Here is a 17,703-nt window from a genome sequence, read left to right as displayed (position 1 = left end):
TGGTTGGATGCCCCGTTCCGCCCCCACCACAAGCCCCTGCGGCGGCAGCGACGAGAACGCGACCCCGCAGAGTCCAGGGCCGCTCCGGGTGCTGCCCGCGGAGCAGTGGCGGGCCGCCGGCACAGCCCACCGGGCACGCATCACCCCCTACACCGGGCCGCTGCGGGCACTGCACGCGGCCGGGGTGCGGCATCCCGTGCATGACTTCTTGTTCTCCTACTACTCCCTCAGCCCGGGTGCCCTGGAGCGCTGGCACCCCGGCGCCGGCGTCGTGCTGGCCGCCGATCCCGTGCCGCTCGCCGGCCGGGACCCTGACAGCGCCGGGTCTGCGGACGTCGTCGGGCACCAGGACGGCCACCGCCCGGCGGGTGGTCCCGGCACCGGTGGCGGAGGCGCGTTCTACCGGTGGGTGGAGCCCTGCCCTGGGCTTCCCGACGGCGGGTGGACCGTGGATGTGCCCGCGTTCGCCGCACGCCGGGCCGCGATGATCGAGTTCGCCGGGCGCATCCTCGGCCTGACGGCGCAGAGGCCAGCCCGGCTGGCCTGCTTCGGCCTGCACGAATGGGCCATGGCCTACCGATCCGAGGTCCATGGGATCCGCCACTCCTCCGTGCCGCTGCGGCTGGGCTCGGACGGCACGAACCGGGTGGTCGAGGACAACCGGATCGCCTGCTCGCACTTCGACGCCTTCCGCTTCTACGCACCCGAGGCGGTCGAGCTGAACGAGCTGCAGCCCACGCGCGAGACGCAGGCGGACCTGGAGCAGCCCGGGTGTCTGCACGCCAACATGGACGTCTACAAGTGGGCGTACAAGCTGTTGCCGGCGGTCAGCTCGGACCTGGTCGCGGACTGCTTCGAGCTCGCCTGGCGCATCCGGACCATGGACATGCGAGCCTCCCCCTACGAGCTGGCCGACTGGGGGCTGGAGCCGATCCGGATCGAGACCGCCGAGGGCCGTGCCGAGTATGTGCGCCTGCAGCGCGCTTTCGCCGCGGAGGCCAATGTGCTGCGCGGCCGGCTGCTGGCGGAACTGGACACCGTGAGGGCCCTGGCCGCGGAGACGGGCACGCCATGATCGGCGCCCTGCTCGCCCTCGGATGCTGGCTGCTGTACCGGAAGATGTGGCGGACCGAACCACGCCGGCTGCGCACCGCCGTCGTGCTGTTGGTGGGGGCCTGGTTCGCGTGGGGTGCCGTGGTGGAGGTCATCGGATACTTCTCCCCCGGGGTGCAGGCGCTGATCGGCCTGGTGCTCCTGGCGCTGCCGTTCTCCGTGCTCGTACTGGCCGGATTCCTCATCCGCAACGGGGTCCAGATGGTACGGCGAGAGGGCCGGAGTCTGGGCAACCTGCTCTCGCTGCTGACCGGGCTCGCCCTGCTGGCGCTGCCCGTGGCAGCGTTCCTCTTGGTCGCGACGCTGCACCCCGTGGGCATCGGCGCGGCGGCGTTGGCCTTCTTCGTCTCCGCCCAGGCCGGGCTGTCCTTCGTGACCTTCCTGGTGTTCACGGTCGTGTACGCCCGGCGGGAGCCGCGCCCGGGGGCGGACGCCGTGGTGGTGTTGGGCTCTGGCCTCATCGACGGGAAGGTGACCCCGCTGCTCGCCTCCCGCCTGGACCGGGGATGGCAGGCCTGGCGGGCCCAGCTGGCACTGCCGCCGTCGAGCACACCGGCCGCCGGGACGGCGCCCGGATTGCCCATGGCAGCCCCCGCCCGTGGGGTGCCCCTCATCCCGTCCGGCGGCCAGGGTCCGGACGAGCCGCGCCCGGAGGCGGCCGCCATGGCCGACTATCTCGTGGATCACGGCGTGCCGCCGGAGCTGGTCCTGCCGGAGGAGCGCTCGCGCACCACGGAGGAGAACCTGCGCCTCTCGAGGGAGATCGCCGACGGCGCACTGCCGCAGGACACCAGGCCCGGGCACCTGCTGGTGGCCACGAACGAGTATCACGCACCGAGGGCGGCCCTGCTCTCCCGGCGGATCGGCGTGGACGCTGATGTGGTGGGCGGCAGCACGGCCGGCTACTACGTCCCCAGCGCCTACCTGCGCGAGTTCCTGGCCGTCATGGTGATGAACAAGCGCACCCAGATCCTGCTGGCCATCCCGGGACTTCTGCTCTCGGCGGGACTCACCGCATTGATGGTGATGTATCAACTCAACGCCGGGCCGTAGCGATGTTCCGGCCGTCCCCGGGCCCCGTAGCGCAGCCCGAGGTTGACCTGCCCCGTCTGGGCCAGGTGGGAGAGGTACCGCTGGGCGGTGGCCCGTGAGATCCCCACGGCCTCCGCCACCTCCATCACGGTGAGATCCGCCGTTGCCGCGGTGACGGCCTCCAGCACGGACTGCTCGGTGGTCGCTGCCGCTGAGGCCGGAGCCTGCTCAGACTCCACCAGCAGCACCCGGCGGGCACGGTCGATCGCCACCTGGTCATAGATGCCGCCCGCCAGCAACCGGCGGTACCGCGCATAGGCCCGCAGACGGTCCGCAAGCGCCTTCTCGTCGAAGGGCTTCACCAGGTAGGCCAGGGCACCGCGCCGCAGGGCCGTCCGCACCGACTCACCCTCCCCGGAGGCGCTGAGCACGAAGGCGTCCACGTCCAGCGCGCTCAGCAGGTCCAGACCGGAGACATGGGGCAGGTAGAGGTCCAGCAGCACCAGGTCCGGCCGAGCCTCCGCCACGGTGCGGGCCACCACGCGGGCATCGTTCACGGGCGGCAGTGCCGTGAAGCCGGGCACCGAATCCACGTAGGCGGCGTGCATGGACGCCACCCGGAAGTCGTCGTCCACCACGAGGACCCTCAGGTCGGTCGTCTCCGATGTCCTGTCCACCGTCATCGCTCGCCTTCCCCCGCACTCGTCAGCACGCCCGGAAGCCTCGCACAGAACACGGCCCCGGCGCCATCCATCCCGCCTGCGTCCGCCAGCCACACGTCCCCGCCCCGCTGGCGCGCCAGCCGCCGGGCCAGGGACAGCCCGACGCCGTGCCCGTGCTCCTCGTGCTCTCCGCCCTCCCGGGTGGTGGCGCCCGGGGCGAAGACGTCCAGGCCCGCCGGAACACCGCCGCCGGAGTCGGCCACCGCCAGGTGCAGGGTGTCCCCCTCCCCCAGCAGGTCGACCTCGACCCACGGTACGGCGGCACCCCGGTCAGCAGCGCCGGCAGGGCCGGCGTTGTGGCCCTCCGGCCCGTGCCCCTCCAGGGCCGCGCGCACGGCGTTGTCCACCAGGTTGCCGAGCACCGCCGTCGCATCCTGGGGGTCCACCACGGTCTGCCAGAAGGACGTCTCCGGTCCCACCCGCAGTTCCACGCCGAGCTCGTGGGCCTGCACGCCCTTGGCGCCCACGAAGGCGCGCAGGAACGTGTCCTGCACGGCGTCGATCCCGGGCACGGGATCCTTCACGGGGCCGGACTCGATGACCTGGTGCAGGAACTCCTGGGCCGCCTCCAGCTGGCCGGCCGCCAAGAGGCCGGAGAGGGCGTGGAGTCGGTTGGCGAACTCGTGCCGCTGGGCGCGCAGGGCCGAGGCCATGGTCTCCACGGCGTCCAACCGGCTGCCGAGGGCCTCCACCGCCGTGGTGTCCTTCAGCATGACCACCCCGCCCAGGTCCACGCCGTCCCGGTGCACGGGCACCACGGAGGCGATCATCGAGGATTCGCCCACGGCCAGCCGCAGACCGGTGGCTGATGCACCGGACTGCAGGGCTCCGGCCACCGCCTCCGTCAGCGTCCCCGGCAGGCCGGACTCGTCATAGCGGCGGCCCACCACGTCGCCCGGATCCGCTCGGTGCGGCAGGCCCAACAGCATGCGGGCCGCCTTGTTGCGGACCGTGATGATCCCCTCCGGACTGACGCCGATCACCCCGTCCTGCACCCCGTAGAGCACGGCCGCCTGGTCCCGCGCGGAGGCGGCGATCTCGTCCGGTTCCAACCCCAGGGTCAGGCGCCGGAGCCGGCGCTTGAGGTACACGGCGGACAACAGGGCGAGGCCGAGCCCCACCACCCCGACGACGGCCACGGACACCGCGGCCTGGCGCACGTCTGCGGCGACGGCGGCCACTCCGACGCCCACGCTGATCTCCCCCACCACGCGCTCTCCGTCGGCGGACCAGACAGGCACCTTGGCCCGCACCGACTCACCCAAGGTGCCGCGTTCGGTCGAGGTGTCCTCCACCCCGCGCAGCGCCACCGGATCGGTGCTGACCCGCTGACCGATGAGGTCAGGGTTGGGGTGGACCAGCCGCAGCCCGCGGTCCTCGGTGGCGATGACGAACAGGGCTCCGGTCCTCTCGCGCACCCCCTCGAGGGTGGCCTGCAGGGGGCCGTCGGCGAGCTGCACCGGGTCCAGGGTCTCGAGCTCCGCCTGAGCGGCGACCAGTTCACGGACGTCCGGGATGGAGGCGACGGACCGCGCGATGCCGAGGGCCTGCTGTTCGGCCTGGTCGTGGATGCGCTGGGCCGTCAGCCACACGATGGCCAGCAGGCAGATCACCAGCGTACCGGCCACGGCGGCGAGCACCAGGGCCGTCATGCGCCCGGAGAAGGTTCCCCGGACGGCCCGCTGATGCTGCATGCCCGTCAGTCTAGGGTCCGGCGGCTCGCGGCAGACGCGCCGGACTTCGGTGAGCACAATGCACACAATGCGCCGAACGGGTTCTTCGCCCACTTGCGAGCACAACCGCTTTCCGTGGTCCGGGTCACCGTAGGGTGACTGCAATCTGCGGACCCCCGTGGTCCCCGTCACATGCCTCGGTGAAAGCCGGCACCCCTCTCGAACCAGGAGAACCCATGCTCGTCCTGCTGGGCTTCGCGATGGTGGCCACCTTCATGGCCCTCATCATGACGAAGCGGATGACGCCCTTGTTGGCACTGATCCTCGTCCCCACGATCTTCGGCCTGTTCACCGGCGCCGGGCTCGGCCTGGGGGACATGATCCTCGAGGCCGTCGGCCAGATGGCCCCCACCGCCGCGCTGCTGATGTTCGCCATCGCCTATTTCGGCATCATGATCGACGTCGGCCTCTTCGACAAGCTGGTCAACTGGATCGTCCGGGTGGTCGGCCACGATCCGGCCAAGGTGGTCATGGGCACCGCCCTGCTGACCGCCGTCATCTCCCTCGATGGGGACGGTTCCACCACCTTCATCGTGGTCACCGCCGCCCTGCTGCCGGTCTACCACCGCCTGGGCCTGAGCCCCGTGGTGCTGACCTGCGTGGCCGGCCTGACCAACGGCACCCTGAACATCGTCCCGTGGGGCGGCCCGACCGTACGCGCCGCCGCCGCCCTGAACGTGGACGCCGCGGACATCTTCGTCCCGATGATCCCTTCGATGATCGTGGGCCTCGCCGTGGTCTTCACGTTCGCCTGGTTCCTGGGCCTGGCCGAGCGCCGCCGCCTGCGCCGTGAGGACCCGGCCCGTTGGGGCCGTCCCGAGCAGAGGTTCGACGCCGGCTCGGTCACCTCCGGCGGTGAAAGCACCACCGACAGCGGTCCCGGTCACGACCAGTCCGGCCGCGGCGATTCAGGCCGCGGAACGGGCGGCTCGCGCCCCTCCGGCGACCCGGTGCCCAGCGGGACGCCGGGCACCTCAGGCACCGGGGCCGGCGTCGGGCTCCTGGAACGCACCGAGAGCGCCGAGCCTGCTACCGGGCCGGACATGTCCGATACCGCGCTGGACCCGAACCGGGACACCCTGCGGCCCAAGCTGTTCGTGTTCAACCTCGTGCTCACCGTGGCCATCATGGTGCTGCTCGTGGCGGACATCCTGCCGCTGGCCTACCTGTTCATGATCGGCACCGCGATCGCCCTGCTGGTGAACTTCCCGAACGTCAAGAAGCAGGCCGAGGTGCTGGGCAACCACTCCTCCTCGATCGTCGCCGTGGTCTCCATGGTGTTCGCCGCCGCCGTGCTGACCGGTGTGCTGACCGGCACCGGCATGGTGGACGCGATGTCCCAGTGGCTCGTGGACGTCATCCCGGACTCGATGGGCCCGATCCTCGCCGTGCTGACCGGGATCATCTCCATCCCGGCCACGTTCTTCATGAGCAACGACGCCTTCTACTTCGGCATCCTGCCCGTACTGGCCGAGACCGGTGCCCACTACGGGATCCCCGCCGTGGACATGGCGCGGGCCTCCATCACGGGTCAGCCGGTGCACATGCAGTCGCCGCTCGTCCCGGCGATCCTGTTGCTGGTCTCCATGGCCAAGGTGGACCTGGGCGACCACCACAAGAAGGTGCTCTGGCGGGCCTGCATCGTCGCGCTGGTCATGCTGGCCTCGGGCGTGCTCTTCGGCGCCATCGGCATCTACAACTGACGGCCCGCCCCACCCCAACTCAACCCAACCCAACCCAACCCAACCCAACCGTTGAGTCTGGAGGGATTCACGCCCAGACGGGCGAAATCGGTGAATCCCTCCAGACTCAACGTGGGGCCGCGGAGACCTCGCCGTCGCGGTAGAGCCAGGTGCCCTGGCGGCGCACGAAGCGCGAGGTCTCGTGCTGGGTGTGCCGGCCGGCCGGGGTCCGGAAGTGGGCGGTGAAGGTGACCGTGCCGGCGTCGTCGAAGGGGCCGCCGCCGGACGTGGACTCGACGTCCAGGCGCAGCCAGCGGACGTCGTCGCCCGATTCGTCTGCCGGCCCGTCCAGGGCCAGCTGCGCCGGCCGCGTCTCGGGCGCCCACGTCGCCAACAGGTACTCCTCGGCCTGCACCAGGTCTCCCGTGGCCGCGAGGGCGAACGCCGAGTACCGGGAGCGCATCAGGGCCTCGGCGGTGGGGGCGGCCAGGGTGCCGTCCGCAGCGAACCTCCCGTGCAGGCGACCGCAACAGGCACCGTAGACGTCACCGCCGCCGCAGGGGCACCGGCGCGCTGCGGAGGCTTGGCCGGCGGCGTGATCCGCGGGAGGGTTCTCGGACGTGTTCATCGTTTCAGCGTAGGCCGATCGGGCCGGCCGGTCACGGCTAGACTGGACCAAGCCCTCACGCATACCACCGGGAGTCCTCCATGCCCACGATCGTCGTCGACGTCATGCCCAAGCCCGAGATCCTTGACCCGCAGGGCAAGGCCATCGCCGGGGCCCTGCCCCGCCTCGGTTTCACCGGATTCGCATCGGTCCGCCAAGGCCGCCGCTTCGAACTGACTGTGGACGGCGAGGTCACCGAAGACGTCCTCGCCCAGGCCCGGAAGGCCGCTGAAGAACTGCTGTCCAACCCGGTCATCGAGGACGTGGTCAACGTCGCCGTGCTGACCGAGTCGGCCCAGAACGAGAGCCAGAGCGCCTGATGACCGCGCAGAATACCGAGCTGCCGCTCATCGGGGACTTCTCCACCGCCGGGCCCATCCTCACCGGGGCGCGCATCGGCGTGGTGACCTTCCCCGGTACCCTGGACGACCGCGACGCCGCGCGCGCCGTGCGACTGGCCGGCGGCGAGGCCGTGGCCCTCTGGCACGCCGAGCCCGAGGGCGCGCAGGCCCTGTCCGGCCTGGACGCCGTGATCATCCCCGGCGGCTTCTCCTACGGCGACTACCTGCGCGCCGGGGCCATCGCCCGCTTCGCCCCCCTGATGGACGCCATCATCTCCGCCGCCGGAGGCACGGCCGGGAACGACGCCGGCTCGGGCACCCTGGGCGGTTCGGCCGCCGGCCTGCCGGTACTCGGCATCTGCAACGGCTTCCAGATCCTCACCGAGTCGCACCTGCTGCCCGGCTCGATGATCAAGAATGAGAACCTGAAGTTCCTCTGCCAGGACCAGGTGCTGCGCGTGGAGAACAACGCGACCGCCTGGACCCGGGAGTTCACCGCCGGTGAGGAGATCACCGTGCCGCTGAAGAACCAGGACGGCCAGTACGTGGCCGATGAGAAGACCCTGGACCGCCTCGAAGGCGAGGGCCTGGTGACCTTCCGCTACGTCGGCGGCAACCCCAACGGCTCCCGCCGGGACATCGCCGGCATCACCAATGCCGCCGGCAACGTGGTGGGCCTCATGCCGCACCCGGAGCACGCCGTGGAGCCAGGCTTCGGCCCGGACTCCGCCGCAGGCATGCGCCTGGGCACGGACGGGCTCGGCATCTTCACGTCCGTGGTGGCATCGATCGCAGGAGGCGCCCAGTGACCACTGGTACCCAGAACACCCCGCCGGCAGACGCACGGCAGTTCAACATCGACACAGTGGAGCACGCCGCCACCACCCCGGACACCGAACTGCCCTGGGCCGAGCTCGGCCTGAAGCAGAACGAGTTCGACGAGGTCGTGAAGATCCTCGGCCGCCGGCCCACCGCCGCCGAGCTGGCCATGTACTCGGTCATGTGGTCCGAGCACTGCTCCTACAAGTCCACCAAGGTGCACCTGCGCCAGTTCGGGGACAAGCTCACCGAGGACATGAAGAAGGACCTGATGGTCGGCATCGGCGAGAACGCCGGCGTGACCAACCTGGGTGACGGCTGGGCGGTGACCTTCAAGATCGAGTCCCACAACTCCCCCTCCTTCGTGGAGCCCTACCAGGGCGCGGCCACCGGCATCGGCGGCATAGTCCGGGACATCATCTCCATGGGCGCCCGCCCGGTGGCCGTCATGGATCCGCTGCGCTTCGGGGCCATCGACCACGAGGACTCCCAGCGCGTGGTGCACGGCGTGGTCGCCGGGATCGGCGGCTACGGCAACTCCCTGGGCCTGCCGAACATCGGCGGCGAGACCGTGTTCGACCCGATCTACCAGGGCAACCCGCTCGTCAACGCCCTCGCGGTGGGCGTGCTCCGCCACGAGGACCTGCGCCTGGCCAACGCCTCCGGTGTGGGCAACAGGATCGTCCTGTTCGGGGCCCGCACCGGCGGTGACGGGATCGGTGGTGCCTCCGTGCTGGCCTCCGAGTCCTTCGACGACACCAAGCCCTCCAAGCGCCCCGCGGTGCAGGTGGGCGACCCGTTCGCCGAGAAGGTGCTCATCGAGTGCTGCCTCGAGCTGTTCAAGTCCTCCCTGGTGGAGGGCATCCAGGACCTCGGCGCCGCCGGGATCTCCTGCGCCACCTCCGAGCTGGCCTCCAACGGCGAGGGCGGCATGCAGGTCGAGCTGACCGACGTCCTGCTCCGGGACCCCACCCTGACCCCGGGTGAGATCCTCATGTCCGAGTCCCAGGAACGCATGATGGCCGTGGTGAAACCGGACAACGTGGAGGCCTTCGAAGCCGTCATGGCCACGTGGGGAGTCGAGTACTCCTGGCTCGGCGAGGTCACGGACACCAACCGCCTCATCATCACCTGGGACGGCGAGACCATCGTGGACGTGGACCCGAAGACCGTGGCCCATGACGGCCCCGTCTACGACCGCCCGTACCACCGCCCCGCCGGGCAGGACGCCCTGGAGGCCGACCGCTTCCGCGAGTCGGCAGCGGGAGCCGACCTGCCGGCGTCGGGCGAGGCGCTCCGCGCCACGGTCCTGGAGCTGATGGCCAGCCCGAACATGTGTGACAAGTCCTGGATCACCAGCCAGTACGACCGCTACGTGGGCGGCAACACCGCCCTGGCGGCCCCGGATGACGCCGGCGTGATCCGTGTGGACGAGGAGACCGGACTGGGCGTGGCCGTGGCCACCGACGCCAACGGCCGCTACGCCTTCCTGGACCCCTACGCCGGCGCGCAGCTCGCCCTGGCGGAGTCCTACCGCAACGTGGCCACCTCCGGTGCCATCCCGATGGCCGTCTCCGACTGCCTGAACTACGGATCCCCCGAGGACCCGGAGGTCATGTGGCAGCTTGCGGAGGGCATCCGGGGACTCTCGGACGCCTGCCTCGAGCTCGGCATCCCCGTGACCGGTGGCAATGTCTCCCTGTACAACCAGACCGGCGCCAATCCGATCCACCCGACCCCCGTGGTGGCCACGCTCGGCAAGTTCGATGACGTGGGCCGGCGCACCCCCTCCGGCTTCCACGCGGAGGCGGACGGCCAGGCGGTCTACCTCATGGGTGTGACCCGGGACGAGCTGGACGGCTCCGAGTTCGCGAACCTGCGCGGGCACCTGGGCGGCGTGCCGCCGCAGGTGGACCTGGCCGCGGAGAAGCTGCTCGGAGACCTGCTCATCAACGCCTCCCGGGACGGCATGATCGACGCCGCCCACGACCTCTCCGAGGGCGGGCTCGCCGCCGCACTGTCCGAGATGGTGCTGCGCTTCGGCGTGGGTGCGAGGGTCTCCCTCGACGAGATCCAGCGCCGCGACGGCGTGGACGCCTTCACCGCCCTGTTCTCCGAGTCGCAGGCCCGCGCCCTGGTGGCCGTGCCGCGCACCGAGGAGGTCCGGTTCAAGGACATGACCACGGCCCGCCGCTTCCCGGTGGCCCGCATCGGCGTGGTGGACGTGGCCTCCGGTTCCCTCGAGGTGCAGGGCCAGTTCACCCTGCCGATCGAGGAGCTGCGCGCCGCCTGGGCCGGCACCATGCCGAAGTACTTCGGCTGAAGTTTTCATGTACCTGGCTTACCTTGATGAAAGCGGAAACACGGGCCGCAAGCTCGACGATCCAGACCAACCGTTCCACTTCATGGCAGCCGTCTTGGTACCAGAGGTTCACGTCAATGCGCTAGCCAAGGCTTTGGACAGCCTGGTGGCTTCGAGCGGTGTCGCAGCCAGTACCGAGTTGCATGGAGCCGCATTGTTTCGAGGAGCGGAGGGCTGGGAAAAGTTGTCGCCGGAGCAACGCGTTGACCTGTATCGCGAGGCGGTCGGACTCTTGGGGACATTTGAATGCGTCGTCGCGCATTCAAGCATTGACAAGCAGAAACTCGCCCTCCGCTATGGCGAAGTGGATGCAGACCGCTCGCCGCACGTGCTCTCGTTCCAGTTCCTCGTCGAAAAGCTCGAGTACTATTTGCGTTCCACCGGCGACCCCATGCTGTCGCGAGCTCTCTTGGTCGCCGATGAGACTGATGAACATCGTGCATTCCAGTTCGAACTGATACAAAACATGCAGCGCGACGGGGGCGGCATCGGGCACAAGGTCATCTTGGACAGGATTATCGACACCGTCCACTTCGCTGTTTCAACTGAGAATAGAGGCGTTCAGTTGAGCGACCTCGTTGCTTATGCCCTCAATCGTTCGCGTCGCGCGGCTCTGAAAAAGCCCCGTTCTCGCGGTGACGAGGCGCTTTTGAAGATTCTTGATGAGCAGATAGCGCCCCACGTCCGCACTTACCGACAAACGTGGGGATAACCCAAGCCAGAAATGCCAAAGGACCCGCAGTGCGGGCCCTTTGCTTCCGATCGATGCACCTCGGTGACCCAAAGCGTCTCACGATCAGGGTTCCATTATGTCACGGGCTTCTTCCAACATCAATGTGTGCGTTTGCATGCACAGGTCAGTAGGCGGTGCGGGACTCGTTGGCCCGCCACGCCTCGAAGGGCGCGGCGGCACGGTCCGTGGGGTGGTGGACCACGGGCATGGCGTCCCGGCGGCCCGGTGCCTCGAAGTACTCGTAGAACGCGGCGTCGTCGAAGCCGGCCGCAGCAGCGTCATGACGGTCCGCCGCGAACACCACCCGGGTGATGCGGGACCACAGGGCGGCGCCCAGGCACATGGGGCACGGCTCGCAGCTCGCGTAGAGCACGGCCCCACTCAGGTCGAAGGTCCCCAGCCCGAGCCCGGCAGACCGGATGGCCTCCACCTCGGCATGGGCCGTCGGGTCGTTGGTGACGGTGACCCGGTTGGTCCCCTGGAAGACCTGGCCGTCCGCGGACACCACGAGCGCGCCGAAGGGACCGCCGTTCGTGGCGGCATTGGACGCGGCCAGATCGATGGCCCGGGACAGGTGCGCCTCGATGAGGGAGTTGGCGGCGGTATCCGACCCTGCGCCCGCCCCCGCGTCCGCCCCCGAGGGCTCGCTCACGGAATCACTCGTGGGCTCACCCGTGGGCACGCCTGTGGTGCTGCCCGTGACCACGCGGTCCTGCACGGCTCGCGACTGGGGCCGGTCGATCTGCTCGACGCCGGCCACCGCACCCACCGGGATCGGCCCGCCATAGACGTGGGGGAACCACTCCCCGCCGGGGTCCGCGGGTACACCGGGCTCGAGAACCACCCGCAGACCGGCCCCGTGCAGGGTCTCCTCATGCATGGTCAGCAGGACCAGCGGCTCGGTGACGTCGGCATAGACGGCGTCCAGGACCAGGGCGACCTGGCGCGGACCGGCACTGGCGTGGAGGAAACCGACCTTCTCGATAGAGGCACCGCGGGTGGACCGGTCATAGAAGCCGACGTCCACCGCCCGCTCCCAGTCGGCGGCTGCGGCAATGTGCTGAATGGGCATGGGCCCCAGTGTGGCAGAACCGCTGTTGTCCGTCTCCGGTCCCCAGCCGTCGCATCGGTGCTGGCAGGGGAGAACTACCAGGCGCCCTCACCGGGGCCGGTCAGGCGACCTGCAGCTCGCCCATCTCGTCCCAGCCCTCGCCCTCGATCTGACGGCTGACGATCTGGGGGGTGGCTGCCAGGAGCGGACGCATGGACTCCAGCCCAGCAGCGAAATGCTCGGAGGTGACGTGGGCCTCTCCAGCCCCATCCTTGAAGGCCTCGACGAGGACGAACCCGTTCGGGTCCTCCACGCTGCGGGACCACTCGAACCAGAGATTGCCCTCCTCGGCGCGGGTAGCGGACGTGAACTCGGCGACCGAGTCCAGGAAGGTGTCGGTGTATTCGGGCTTGACTTGGTACTTGACCACGATGAAGATCATGGGCCCAGCCTATCCAGCCCGGTGGACAGCGTTAGCACTCAGCTCCGCAGGGACGGATCCCTCCGGACCTCGATCACCGGGCAGGTGTCCATGACCACGTCCAGTCCGGCGTCCGCCGCGCGCTGGGCCGCCGCCTCATCGATCACCCCGAGTTGGAGCCAGACCGCCTTCGCCCCGACCTCGATGGCCTGGTCCACGATCCCCCCGACCTTCTGCGAGTTCACGAAGCAGTCGACCACGTCGACCGTGCCGGGGATGTTCGCCAGCGCCCGGTATCCCTGTTCTCCGTGGACCTCCTGCGCGCCGAGATTGACCGGGATGATCTCCATGCCCTGCTCGTCCCGCAGGAACTTCGCCACCCCGACGGCGGCGCGGCGCGGATTGGGCGTGAGCCCGACGACGGCCCAGCGGGCCCCACGGTTCGTCAACAGCCTGCGGATGGTCGCCGGATCGTTGTTGTGTGCCATGGCACCACGGTACGCAGTTCCGGACACCGGCTGGAACGAACCGTGGCCCCGGCTCCTCCCGGAGCCACCCCTGAGATGGACCCGGAGTCGACCCGGAATAGTCCCCAGGTGGGATGTTCGTCCTCGGGCGGCGCAGTAGGTTGAACGGGTTCCGGGGAATCACGCCGGATCACATCGGCAGGGCCTGACGCTGGTATCGGCGTCCGTTGCCCTGTGCTGCCCAGGGGAGAATCATGAGCATGGTGGAGTCCACCACCGAGCAGGCGAGCCACGGAGCAGGGATCCCGGACGATCCGGAGCATCCGGACCACCAGCGCCACCTGCACCTGCACCGGCGGGGCCATGCCCCGCTCCCCCGACCCCGGGACGCTGTGCTCACCGTGCGCGGCCTGGCACCGGCCGCCGTCGCCGAACGCGAGGAGAAGGGGCTCGTCAACCGTCAGCCGCGGGACACCTCCCGGTCCATCTGGACCATCCTGCGCGTCCACATCCTGACACTGTTCAACCTGGCGATCGCCACCTGTGCCGTGGCCATCATCGTGCTGGGCCGCTGGTTCGACCTCGTGTTCTGCCTGGCCGCCGTGGCCAATGTGGTCATCGGCGTGATCCAGGAGTACTCGGCCAAGCGCAAGCTCGATGCCATCGCCCTGCTCCACCAGGACGCCGCCCACGTGCTCCGCGACGGCACCGAGCACCCCGTGCGGCTCGAGGAGATCGTGCTGGACGACGCCGTGGTGCTGCGCCGCGGCGACCAGGTCCCCGCGGACGGGGTGGTGCTGTCCTCCGACGGCCTGGACATCGACGAGTCCCTGCTCACCGGCGAGGCCGACGCGGTGGGCAAACGCCCCGGTGATGCCGTGCTCTCCGGCTCCGCCGTCCTCTCCGGGACGGGCCTGTTCCGGGTCACGGCCGTCGGGCCGGACTCCCATGCCTCGCGACTGGCCACCGAGGCCCGCCGGTTCTCCAAGATCCCCTCCGAGCTCCGTGGCGCGCTGGACACGGTGGCCACCTGGCTGACGATCGCGCTGGTGCCCATCGCCGCGCTGATCGTCAACGGACAGGTCCAGGCCGTGGGCGGCTGGACACGTGCCCTGGAGCAGGACGCGATCGAACCAGCCGTGGTCGCCTCCGTCGCCGCGATCACCTCGATGATCCCACAGGGCCTGGCCCTGATGACCACCATCTCCTTCGCGGTGGCCGCCCTCAAGCTGGCCCGTCAGGAGGTGCTCATCCAGGAGCAGCCGGCGGTCGAGATCCTGGCCCGGGTGGACACTGTGTGCCTGGACAAGACGGGCACCCTCACCGAGGGGCGGATCGTCTTCGACGGCTCCACAGACCTCACCCCCGGCCCAGCCGGCCTGACCGATCTCCGTTCCGCCGGGGCACTGGTCCTGGGCTGGTTCGGCGCCGACGCGAACGCCAACCCCACCGCCCTGGCCCTCGCGGAGGCCTACCCCACGCTGCCCACCGTGGCACCCACGGACCAGGTGGCCTTCGCCTCGGAGCGGCGCTGGTCCGCCGTGGCCTTCGGCCCCGCACCCCTGCGCGACGCCGACACCGGCGCCGGCGGGGATGTCCCGCCCGGCGATGCGGTGCACGGGGCCTGGGTCCTGGGTGCCCCGGAGGTCCTGCTCCCGGCGTCCGGCAGCGGCCTCGAGGCGGACCGGCGCGCGCACATCGAGGCGCTGTGCGATGAGACCACCAGCCGCGGGCTGCGCACCATGGTGCTGTGCCGCTCCACGGAACCGGCCGGCATCGGGAACTGGTTTGATACGGGCCGGGACCTGCCGCCCGCGCTGGAGGCCGTGGCTCTGCTGACCTTCCGCGAAAAGGTGCGCGATGACGCCCGTGAGACCCTCGAGTACTTCCGCGCGCAGGACGTCGAGCTGAAGGTCATCTCCGGTGACCATCCCCGGACCGTCGCAGCGGTGGCCCGCGAGGTCGGCATGGACGTCCAGGGGGACGGTTATGACGCCCGGAACCTGCCCTCCGATCCGGAGGAGCGCCGGGTGGTGCTGCAAGAGCACTCCGTCTTCGGCCGGGTCTCCCCCGAGCAGAAGAAGGGGATGGTCACCGCTCTGCAGCAGGACGGCCACGTGGTGGCCATGACCGGGGACGGCATCAACGATGCCCTGGCCCTGAAGACGGCGGACCTGGGGATCGCGATGGGCAACGGGGCGCCGGCCACCAAGGCGGTCTCCCGCATGGTGCTGCTGGACAGCAGGTTCTCCCGCCTGCCCTCGGTGCTGGCAGAGGGCCGGCAAGTCATCGCCAACATGGAGCAGCTGGCGCACATGTACCTGACGAAGACGGCCTATGCCGTGCTGTTCGGTGTGGTCTTCTCCCTGCTGGCGTGGCAGTACCCGCTGCTGCCGCGCCAGGCCTCCACCGTCGATTTCCTCATGATCGGCCTGCCGACCTTCTTCCTGGCCCTGGTGCCGAACCAGCGCCGTTACGTCCCCGGGTTCCTCGGACGCGCCCTGCGGTTCGCGATCCCCTCCGGCCTCGTCATCCTCGCCGGGCTGCTGGCCGTCAATGGGTACGCGCGCTGGTTCGCCGGCTTCTCGGGCGACGCCACGGGGCCGGCCGGCGCCGTGGGAGAGGTGTCCCTGCAACAGGTGCAGACCGCCTCCGTGATCACCCTGACGCTCATGGGCCTGTGGGTGCTGAACCTCATCTCCCGGCCCCTGACGAAGTGGAAGCTGTTCCTCGTGGCCGCGATGTACGCCCTGCTGCTGCTCGTGCTCCTGATCCCCGCGTCCCGGGAGTTCCACCAGTTCGAGATCCCGCCAGTGGACCTGGCCCTCGCCGCCGTGACGATCGGTGCGGTCGCCTGCGTCCTGCTCGAGGGAATCCACCAGTTCCACCGTCGGCGCCACGCCGCGTCGGCCACCTCACCGTGACGTCCTGAACCTGCGGACGAGGGCGAACATTACGCCGCGTACTGCGGGGTAGAAGCCGTCCGCCGCTACACTCTGTATCTTGCCGGCCGTGCCGCTGCGGCCGCGATGTTGGCGACCCGTCCAGCAACCGTTCGGATCCCGATTCCAAGGAGCATCCCCATGGCAGCACCCAGCCCCGGCTATTCCATTTCCCTGCGCGTCGAGACCCCCGTCTCCTTCACCGCGACCTCTGACATCGCCACGGCCGTGGCCGGCACCGGTGCCGCCGTGACCGGCCTGGACGTGATCGAGTCGCACCACCGGTTCATGACCGTGGCCGTCGGCTGTGACACGGTGGACGCGGCCCATGCCGATCGCGTCCGCGAGGCCGTGGACGCCCTCGAGGGCATCACCGTCCATGAGGTCACGGACCAGACCTTCCAGCTGCACGAGGGCGGCAAGATCGAGACCACCCTGCGCGTGCCGCTGCGCACCCGGGACGATCTCTCCCGGGCCTACACCCCGGGCGTGGCCCGCGTCTGCAAAGCGATCGCGGAGGACAAGGAGCTGGCCCGCCTGTACACCATCAAGAAGAACACGGTGGCCGTGGTGACGGACGGGACCGCCGTCCTCGGCCTGGGGGACATCGGCCCCGAGGCCGCCATGCCCGTCATGGAGGGCAAGGCGGCCCTGTTCAAGCAGTTCGCCGGCGTGGATGCCTGGCCGGTGGCGCTGGACACCAAGGACACCGAGGAGATCATCAGCATCGTCAAGGCCATCGCCCCGGCCTATGGCGGCATCAACCTCGAGGACATCTCCGCCCCGCGCTGCTTCGAGATCGAGGCCCGGCTGCGCGAGGAACTGGACATCCCCGTGTTCCATGATGACCAGCACGGCACCGCGATCGTGGTCCAGGCAGCCCTCACCAACGCCCTGAAGCTCACCGGCAAGAAGATCGAGGACGTCAAGATCGCCGTCGCCGGGGTCGGCGCGGCCGGCACCGCCATCATCCGGCTCCTGAAGGCCTCCGGGGCCCGCCACATCGTGGCCGCCGGCCGGGCCGGGATCATCGAGCGCGGCTCCCAGCATGCCGACGCCAACCGCCAGTGGCTCGCGGACAACACGAATGAGGAGGGATTCTCCGGCTCCCTCAAGGAGGCTGTGGTCGGTCGCGACGTGTTCATCGGCGTCTCCGCCCCGGACCTGCTGGACGAGGCCGATGTGGCAGCCATGAATGAGGACTCGATCGTGTTCGCCATGTCCAACCCGGATCCGGAGGTGCACCCGGCCATCGCGTCGAAGCACGCCGCGATCGTGGCCACCGGCCGCTCGGACTTCCCGAACCAGATCAACAACGTGCTGGCCTTCCCCGGCTTCTTCCGCGGCCTGCTGGACGCCGGGGCCTCGGACATCACCGACGAGATGCTGGTCGTCGCCGCCGAGGCCATCGCGGGGACCATCACGGACGAGGAGCTGAACCCGAGCTTCATCATCCCCTCGGTCTTCGACCCGGAGGTCTCCCTCCGGGTGGCCGCGGCCGTGGCCGAGGTCGCCACCCCGCGGGGCTGAGCGCCCTTTTCCCGACGCGCGGGCCCCGGCCGGTTCTTCCGGCCGGGGCCCGCGGTGTCCGACCGGTCGTCCTGACCGGTGCCGACCG

The 17,703-nt window shown here is 70.0% G+C and carries 15 protein-coding genes and 1 pseudogene; 9 read left to right on the top strand and 7 right to left on the bottom strand.

The window, feature by feature from the left end; translation table 11 throughout:
• The first annotated feature begins 7 nt into the window (after nucleotides 1-7).
• Nucleotides 8-1,075 carry a 3-methyladenine DNA glycosylase gene (locus ACFFIO_RS14005; protein ID WP_378042711.1) on the top strand — a complete coding sequence of 356 codons (1,068 nt, stop codon included), beginning with the start codon at nucleotides 8-10 and terminating at the stop codon, nucleotides 1,073-1,075.
• On the top strand, nucleotides 1,072-2,166 hold the full coding sequence (locus ACFFIO_RS14000) for a YdcF family protein (RefSeq protein ID WP_378042710.1): 1,095 nt from the start codon (nucleotides 1,072-1,074) through the stop codon (nucleotides 2,164-2,166). The genes ACFFIO_RS14005 and ACFFIO_RS14000 overlap by 4 nt, the downstream gene beginning before the upstream one ends.
• Here ACFFIO_RS14000 and ACFFIO_RS13995 read toward each other — a convergent pair.
• Both ACFFIO_RS13995 and ACFFIO_RS13990 read right to left on the bottom strand, forming a co-directional pair.
• A complete protein-coding gene (locus ACFFIO_RS13995; protein WP_378042744.1) occupies nucleotides 2,145-2,753 on the bottom strand; it encodes a response regulator in 609 nt (202 codons plus the stop codon). The two genes, ACFFIO_RS14000 and ACFFIO_RS13995, sit on opposite strands and share 22 nt — an antisense overlap.
• A 71-nt stretch (nucleotides 2,754-2,824) precedes the next feature.
• Entirely contained in the window at nucleotides 2,825-4,561 is a 1,737-nt protein-coding gene (locus ACFFIO_RS13990) for a sensor histidine kinase (protein ID WP_378042709.1), read from the bottom strand.
• 215 nt (nucleotides 4,562-4,776) lie between these two features.
• On the opposite strand from ACFFIO_RS13990, the gene ACFFIO_RS13985 reads away from it, so the two are divergent.
• A complete protein-coding gene (locus ACFFIO_RS13985; RefSeq protein WP_378042707.1) occupies nucleotides 4,777-6,303 on the top strand; it encodes a CitMHS family transporter in 1,527 nt (508 codons plus the stop codon).
• Nucleotides 6,304-6,409: 106 nt separating this feature from the next.
• Here the strand turns inward: ACFFIO_RS13985 and ACFFIO_RS13980 are convergent, their stop codons facing one another.
• Entirely contained in the window at nucleotides 6,410-6,910 is a 501-nt protein-coding gene (locus ACFFIO_RS13980) for a YchJ family protein (protein ID WP_378042706.1), read from the bottom strand.
• Between the two features lie 80 nt (nucleotides 6,911-6,990).
• On the opposite strand from ACFFIO_RS13980, the gene purS reads away from it, so the two are divergent.
• Genes purS through ACFFIO_RS13960 form a run of 4 tightly spaced genes read left to right on the top strand, consistent with a single transcriptional unit; the run spans nucleotide 6,991 to nucleotide 11,183 of the window.
• Nucleotides 6,991-7,269, top strand: a complete 279-nt coding sequence (gene purS / locus ACFFIO_RS13975) for a phosphoribosylformylglycinamidine synthase subunit PurS (protein ID WP_188804352.1) — start codon at nucleotides 6,991-6,993, stop codon at nucleotides 7,267-7,269.
• Nucleotides 7,269-8,099: a phosphoribosylformylglycinamidine synthase subunit PurQ gene (gene purQ, locus ACFFIO_RS13970; RefSeq protein WP_378042704.1), complete on the top strand. Its 831-nt coding sequence runs from the start codon at nucleotides 7,269-7,271 to the stop codon at nucleotides 8,097-8,099. Before purS ends, purQ begins: the two co-directional genes overlap by 1 nt.
• Nucleotides 8,096-10,432 (top strand): phosphoribosylformylglycinamidine synthase subunit PurL, encoded by a 2,337-nt coding sequence (purL, locus tag ACFFIO_RS13965; RefSeq protein WP_378042702.1) that lies wholly within the window; start codon nucleotides 8,096-8,098, stop codon nucleotides 10,430-10,432. Before purQ ends, purL begins: the two co-directional genes overlap by 4 nt.
• Before the next feature lie 7 nt (nucleotides 10,433-10,439).
• Complete coding sequence (locus ACFFIO_RS13960; RefSeq protein ID WP_378042700.1) at nucleotides 10,440-11,183, top strand: DUF3800 domain-containing protein; 744 nt, start codon at nucleotides 10,440-10,442, stop codon at nucleotides 11,181-11,183.
• Between the two features lie 145 nt (nucleotides 11,184-11,328).
• On the opposite strand, the gene ACFFIO_RS13955 is transcribed toward ACFFIO_RS13960, so the two are convergent.
• The 4 genes and pseudogenes from ACFFIO_RS13955 to ACFFIO_RS13940 form a co-directional block, all read right to left on the bottom strand.
• Nucleotides 11,329-11,790, bottom strand: coding sequence for a nucleoside deaminase (locus ACFFIO_RS13955; protein WP_378042742.1), 462 nt, complete (start codon nucleotides 11,788-11,790; stop codon nucleotides 11,329-11,331).
• 177 nt (nucleotides 11,791-11,967) lie between these two features.
• Nucleotides 11,968-12,276 (bottom strand): annotated as a pseudogene (locus tag ACFFIO_RS13950) (DUF952 domain-containing protein); the annotation flags it as partial.
• A gap of 100 nt (nucleotides 12,277-12,376) precedes the next feature.
• The gene (locus ACFFIO_RS13945; protein ID WP_378042699.1) at nucleotides 12,377-12,697 is read right to left on the bottom strand and encodes a putative quinol monooxygenase; all 321 of its coding nucleotides are present in this window, start codon (nucleotides 12,695-12,697) and stop codon (nucleotides 12,377-12,379) included.
• 38 nt (nucleotides 12,698-12,735) lie between these two features.
• Nucleotides 12,736-13,164, bottom strand: coding sequence for a CoA-binding protein (locus ACFFIO_RS13940; protein ID WP_378042697.1), 429 nt, complete (start codon nucleotides 13,162-13,164; stop codon nucleotides 12,736-12,738).
• Nucleotides 13,165-13,397: 233 nt separating this feature from the next.
• Between ACFFIO_RS13940 and ACFFIO_RS13935 the strand changes: the two genes are divergently transcribed.
• Entirely contained in the window at nucleotides 13,398-16,067 is a 2,670-nt protein-coding gene (locus ACFFIO_RS13935) for an HAD-IC family P-type ATPase (RefSeq protein ID WP_378042695.1), read from the top strand.
• 159 nt (nucleotides 16,068-16,226) lie between these two features.
• On the top strand, nucleotides 16,227-17,615 hold the full coding sequence (locus ACFFIO_RS13930) for an NAD(P)-dependent malic enzyme (protein WP_378042693.1): 1,389 nt from the start codon (nucleotides 16,227-16,229) through the stop codon (nucleotides 17,613-17,615).
• The last annotated feature ends 88 nt before the right edge of the window (nucleotides 17,616-17,703 follow it).

The organism is Citricoccus parietis (genome assembly GCF_042433045.1).
In the GTDB taxonomy this organism is placed as follows: domain Bacteria; phylum Actinomycetota; class Actinomycetes; order Actinomycetales; family Micrococcaceae; genus Citricoccus; species Citricoccus parietis.
The sequence above is the reverse complement of the archived record's forward strand: the minus strand, read 5'-3'. Positions and strand labels throughout refer to the sequence as shown.

Coding starts and splice junctions, on each gene's coding strand:
- ACFFIO_RS13930 (WP_378042693.1), top strand. CDS start 16,227: ATGGCAGCACCCAGCCCCGGCTATTCCATTTCCCTGCGCGTCGAGACC.
- ACFFIO_RS13935 (WP_378042695.1), top strand. CDS start 13,398: ATGAGCATGGTGGAGTCCACCACCGAGCAGGCGAGCCACGGAGCAGGG.
- ACFFIO_RS13985 (WP_378042707.1), top strand. CDS start 4,777: ATGCTCGTCCTGCTGGGCTTCGCGATGGTGGCCACCTTCATGGCCCTC.
- ACFFIO_RS14005 (WP_378042711.1), top strand. CDS start 8: ATGCCCCGTTCCGCCCCCACCACAAGCCCCTGCGGCGGCAGCGACGAG.
- ACFFIO_RS13990 (WP_378042709.1), bottom strand. CDS start 4,561: ATGCAGCATCAGCGGGCCGTCCGGGGAACCTTCTCCGGGCGCATGACG.
- ACFFIO_RS13995 (WP_378042744.1), bottom strand. CDS start 2,753: ATGCACGCCGCCTACGTGGATTCGGTGCCCGGCTTCACGGCACTGCCG.
- ACFFIO_RS14000 (WP_378042710.1), top strand. CDS start 1,072: ATGATCGGCGCCCTGCTCGCCCTCGGATGCTGGCTGCTGTACCGGAAG.
- ACFFIO_RS13960 (WP_378042700.1), top strand. CDS start 10,440: ATGTACCTGGCTTACCTTGATGAAAGCGGAAACACGGGCCGCAAGCTC.
- purQ (WP_378042704.1), top strand. CDS start 7,269: ATGACCGCGCAGAATACCGAGCTGCCGCTCATCGGGGACTTCTCCACC.
- ACFFIO_RS13980 (WP_378042706.1), bottom strand. CDS start 6,910: ATGAACACGTCCGAGAACCCTCCCGCGGATCACGCCGCCGGCCAAGCC.
- ACFFIO_RS13940 (WP_378042697.1), bottom strand. CDS start 13,164: ATGGCACACAACAACGATCCGGCGACCATCCGCAGGCTGTTGACGAAC.
- ACFFIO_RS13945 (WP_378042699.1), bottom strand. CDS start 12,697: ATGATCTTCATCGTGGTCAAGTACCAAGTCAAGCCCGAATACACCGAC.
- purS (WP_188804352.1), top strand. CDS start 6,991: ATGCCCACGATCGTCGTCGACGTCATGCCCAAGCCCGAGATCCTTGAC.